The sequence below is a fragment of the Bacteroidota bacterium genome (assembly GCA_039714315.1).
Taxonomy (GTDB): Bacteria; Bacteroidota; Bacteroidia; order Flavobacteriales; family JADGDT01; genus JADGDT01.
On sequence record JBDLJM010000199.1, the window covers coordinates 1 to 4,285 of the forward strand.

Consider the following 4,285-nt stretch of genomic DNA (forward strand, 5'->3'; position numbering starts at 1 on the left):
CTCCGACTAATATCCAAAAAGATACAGGCGAAAGCCTGACCCGCAGGGGCACGCCCAAAATATTATAAAAAAAAGCCCCGAGAAATAATTCCCGGAGCTTTTTGCATTTTGCTTGTTTGTTTTTAAAGCTTATTTATTCCCCAATAGATAAAACTTTAATTTATACAGGAACCTTTATTGGTTCAACAGCTATTGAATTTAACTCATCCCTAAGGTTAACAAAGTCCATAAGGATATTATCGCGTTGATCAATAACATTGCTCTTAAGAGAATTAAACATATCGAGATAATATTCTATTCCAGAGTTAAGATTCTTCTGGAACTTCTTTAAAGTAATTATCTCCTTTTTGCTTGCATCTGCGCTTAACTCACTCAATTGGTTTTTGAAGTAGTCCATGTAGAGCTTTAATTCTTTTACAAACATATTTGGACGATCTTCGCGAGAAAGTATGTTAACTCTTCCGTATATATGATCGATCATTTCTTTCAGAGTTCTCTTCTTCTCGTAATATGCCATATTTGGTCCGGGGCAAACAGATACACCGGGTCCTTCAACCTTATAATCTAATTTGTTTGTAATTAAAGTAGCAGTACTCAAACCAACACAAATACAACCTTTTTCGGTAATCTTGTCGTATTCTTTTCTGTACTCCAACTGAGGAAGATTTTTTATTTTTAATTCCTCAATTTTCTTAGTCTGATATTGACGGGAAGCAACACAAAGTGCTTTATCGCCAAATTCAGTATTAAGTTTTACAAACTCTTTAGGACACAAACTTCCGGGTTTCCCCTGCATAATCAGGTCGGCCTTTTCAATGTCTTTAGTGTTTCCACGTAAACTGTTAAAAGGAACCCCCAAAGGAGAAATACCACTTAAATAGAGGTCATTCTCTTTAGCATCACTAAGTTGATCTAATGTTTCATCATCAATACTAACCGCTTCGGGAACTAACAGGAATGGAGAGCCCCAACCAACAGAATCAATATTGTATTTATCTAACAAGAATTCATGCTCTTCGGAAGTACCAACACCCCCTTGAGCCGAAATTTTAATATTTAAAGGCTCTACAGGTACATTTTTACCCTTTTCTTCCAGAGCTTTTATATACAGCTCATGAGTTTCGTCAATCAGACTTTGCCTGTTTTGTTTGAACTCTTCCAAAATAGGCCCCATCAAATACCCGTCGGAAGCAAATGCATGTCCTCCGCAGTTTAGTCCTGATTCTATTCTGTATTCAGAAATCCAGATTCCTCTTTTTGCAAGATATTTTCCCTGGATTAAAGCAGAACGATAGTCGCTTACCTTAAGAATTACCTTTTTCCTCAGATTAAAATTTGTATCAGGAAAAAAGTCTTCAAATTTATCAATGTATCCATAAAGTCTTGGATTCATTCCGGCAGACAGAACTACAGAAGACTGTAGTTTACTGTTTGCAAAACCACGTAATGCTGCATGAGCATCGTTGTACTCCGTTGGTAGCTTTTCGCCCTTACGGTAGTTGTCTCTGTCAACCTTGGTCATGATATTTACATCAATATCACCCAGTTGCAGGTTTTCGTTTAGCCAGTTGTAAACATCCTGTTTACTTGGCTGGTTACTTAAAAAATTATGAAACTTATTTTTTATACCTGATACGTCAGGTAATAAATTCATCAATTTGTCAAGCTCTTTAGAAGTCTTATTCTGAAAAGATTTTTTAATTTCTTCCAGGTTTTCAGTTGCAACATCGTGTAACATATCTAAATATGCCGTAAAACGTTTAGCTCTGAAATCATCAGTTTTAGATGAAATTTCCTGAAACGGTAAATCAAACTTTTCGGAATAGAATTTTCTAAGACGCTCCACCAAAATATCGTCTACAGTCGATATTACTGATGATATTCCATATTGAGCCACTTTTAACGGTGTATCGATTGTAAAACCGATACCCATTACGGGGATATGGAATGTGTGAAGACTATTCTTTTTCATTCTTTATTTATTGAAAAATTAGGTGCGCAAATTACGAATAATCTGTATAATAAAACATCTAACTTATTGATAATTAAAACTATGCAAGCATAGTAAAGTTGTCGTGCAAGGCACTGAGAAATAAGGGGTTAAGTTAATATTTTGTCGTATTGTTGTATTAGGTCGTAAATTTGAAGGAGTAGATATAAGTGATTTTTGGAATAAATTGCTCTCAATTATTGGATAAACAAATAGATGTTGTAGTCAATAAATAGTGGTTTTGGGTATTAATATCGGGCTGGGACTCAAATTTTATTTGTGAAGTGAACATTATAGCTAATTTATCATCAAAAAAAGCGTGTATATCATAATTGCCCAATTAAGTAACAAATATGACATTCGGCGCTTTTGCATTTCTATACTTTTGCATTACAAAATAAATGAATCTAACTATTTAATTATAAGATTATTATGGATATTGAAATTAAATTTGACGAACACGGAAGAATTGTTCCTTTTATCGGAGGTCGTGAAATAACAATGAATGAATCACCTTTTTTAATTTTCCTGGCAACGGCAGGAATGTGTTCAGCAGTTTATGTTCAGGCATTTATGCAGCAACGTGGTATGCCAATGGATGAGGTTAAAGTAGTCCAGAGAATGGATTATAACCAAATGACTAATATGGTAGGTAAAATAGATATTTTAGTTGATCTACCTGAGTCATTCCCGGAGAAATACAACAAAGCAATTAAGAATGTTATTGCTCAATGCCCGGTGAAACGTCACTTGGCAGAAGCTCCTTCTTTTAATGTTATCACGAACTTTGATAATGTAGAAGCATAATATTATAATAACATAATATATATAATATATGGAGCGCTCTTTTAGAGCGCTTTTTTTTTGGTGTAAATTACTGTAACTAATAAGAGATCAGTGTATTGAGTTGGTTAAAGACAGTTTTTATCAGTAAATTTATGCCATAATGATGTATTATGGGAGTTACGGTAAAAAATATTATTAGGGTACTGACAGCAGTTTTAATAATCAGTTTATTTTCGATTAGAACATATTCGCAGGATAAAGAGCAACAGGAAGAAAAGGGAGAAAAAGATAAAGGTCATATGTTTTCGCCCTATAAAATTCATAATCCTGATTATACCTGGACCAATGTTGTGAGGTTTCTGGGTGCAAAAAGTATGTTTTATACAGCTGTACTTCCCGTACATAAAAATGCTGTTGTTAAACCCGAAATACTTTTTGGCGACGTAAATGAAACTACATTTTGGTACTCATTTAATTTTGCTTTGGTTAAAAGTTTAAAAATTGGTTTTTTCTTAGGCCCGGGTATTAGTTATTCTTTTGATAGCGGACAAGGAGCAAGGGTGAGGTGGCAATATGGGTTTGGTACGCCAAATCTTACAGATGATATTCCTATAAGCCTGTTTCTACTTTCTAATATTACTTATGATTTTAATTCTGAGACTGAAACCTGGGACTGGTATAATTTTGGTATAGCCTATCAGTTAAATGAAAGGGTTAAAATTCAGATAGATATGGAGGGGAATTATCTTGGAGATCCTTTTGTTCAAAATAATATTGGTTTTGTTGTCGATTTTTAAATGCAGATTAAAGTGAAATTCATGATTTAGATCAGAAATTTCATATATTTGAAAACTTAAATATATACGAAAATTAAGGATTGCCCGTTGTTATATTAATGACACGCAAGGGTAACTGATATTAAAAACAAACAATTACAAAATGAATTTAAAGAAATTTTTAGCAGTCCCATTATTATTTATAGCAATGGTTGCAAGTGCTCAAAGCTCATACGAAATTAAAGATCCGGTAGTAAACGAAGGATGGAATAATAATGCAGAGGAAGTATTTACCAGAGCCAAAGCAAGCAACAGTGCTATATTGATGAATTTTACAGGAACTGATTGGTGTGTATGGTGTAAAAAGATTAAAAAAGAAATTTTTGACACAAAAGAATTTAAAGATTGGGCCAAAAAGAATAATGTTGAACTTTTAGAACTGGATTTTCCAAAACGAATTCAACAGTCTGACCAGTTAAGAGCGCAAAATGCTTCTTTAGCCAGAGAACTTGGTGTAAGAGGATATCCTTCAATATTTATTATTTCAAAAGGTAAAATGATAAAAACAGGATATGTTCAGGGTGGTCCGGAAGCATGGATAAAAAGTGTTGAATCGCAGATTGAAATGTAATTATAGAGTATTATAAAATATTATCAGCCTCTTGCACAAATGTGTTTGAGGCTTTTTTTATTTGTTATGATTAATTTAAGTTAAAAGTACAAAGTCTAAAGT

General features: G+C 33.4%; 4 protein-coding genes. 3 read left to right on the forward strand and 1 reads right to left on the reverse strand.

The window, feature by feature from the left end; genetic code table 11:
- Window positions 1–160: 160 nt before the first annotated feature.
- Complete coding sequence (locus ABFR62_13270; protein ID MEN8139390.1) at window positions 161–1,972, reverse strand: hypothetical protein; 1,812 nt, start codon at window positions 1,970–1,972, stop codon at window positions 161–163.
- Window positions 1,973–2,422: 450 nt separating this feature from the next.
- On the opposite strand from ABFR62_13270, the gene ABFR62_13275 reads away from it, so the two are divergent.
- The 3 genes from ABFR62_13275 to ABFR62_13285 all read left to right on the forward strand — a co-directional run bounded on the left by ABFR62_13275 (window position 2,423) and on the right by ABFR62_13285 (window position 4,183).
- Window positions 2,423–2,797: an OsmC family protein gene (locus tag ABFR62_13275; protein MEN8139391.1), complete on the forward strand. Its 375-nt coding sequence runs from the start codon at window positions 2,423–2,425 to the stop codon at window positions 2,795–2,797.
- Between the two features lie 149 nt (window positions 2,798–2,946).
- The gene (locus ABFR62_13280; GenBank protein ID MEN8139392.1) at window positions 2,947–3,573 is read left to right on the forward strand and encodes a hypothetical protein; all 627 of its coding nucleotides are present in this window, start codon (window positions 2,947–2,949) and stop codon (window positions 3,571–3,573) included.
- A 142-nt stretch (window positions 3,574–3,715) separates the two neighbouring features.
- A complete protein-coding gene (locus ABFR62_13285) occupies window positions 3,716–4,183 on the forward strand; it encodes a thioredoxin family protein (GenBank protein ID MEN8139393.1) in 468 nt (155 codons plus the stop codon).
- The last annotated feature ends 102 nt before the right edge of the window (window positions 4,184–4,285 follow it).

Bases quoted from the DNA above. Each gene is read 5' to 3' on its own strand.
- ABFR62_13270 (MEN8139390.1), bottom strand. From the start codon at position 1,972: ATGAAAAAGAATAGTCTTCACACATTCCATATCCCCGTAATGGGTATC.
- ABFR62_13275 (MEN8139391.1), top strand. From the start codon at position 2,423: ATGGATATTGAAATTAAATTTGACGAACACGGAAGAATTGTTCCTTTT.
- ABFR62_13280 (MEN8139392.1), top strand. From the start codon at position 2,947: ATGGGAGTTACGGTAAAAAATATTATTAGGGTACTGACAGCAGTTTTA.
- ABFR62_13285 (MEN8139393.1), top strand. From the start codon at position 3,716: ATGAATTTAAAGAAATTTTTAGCAGTCCCATTATTATTTATAGCAATG.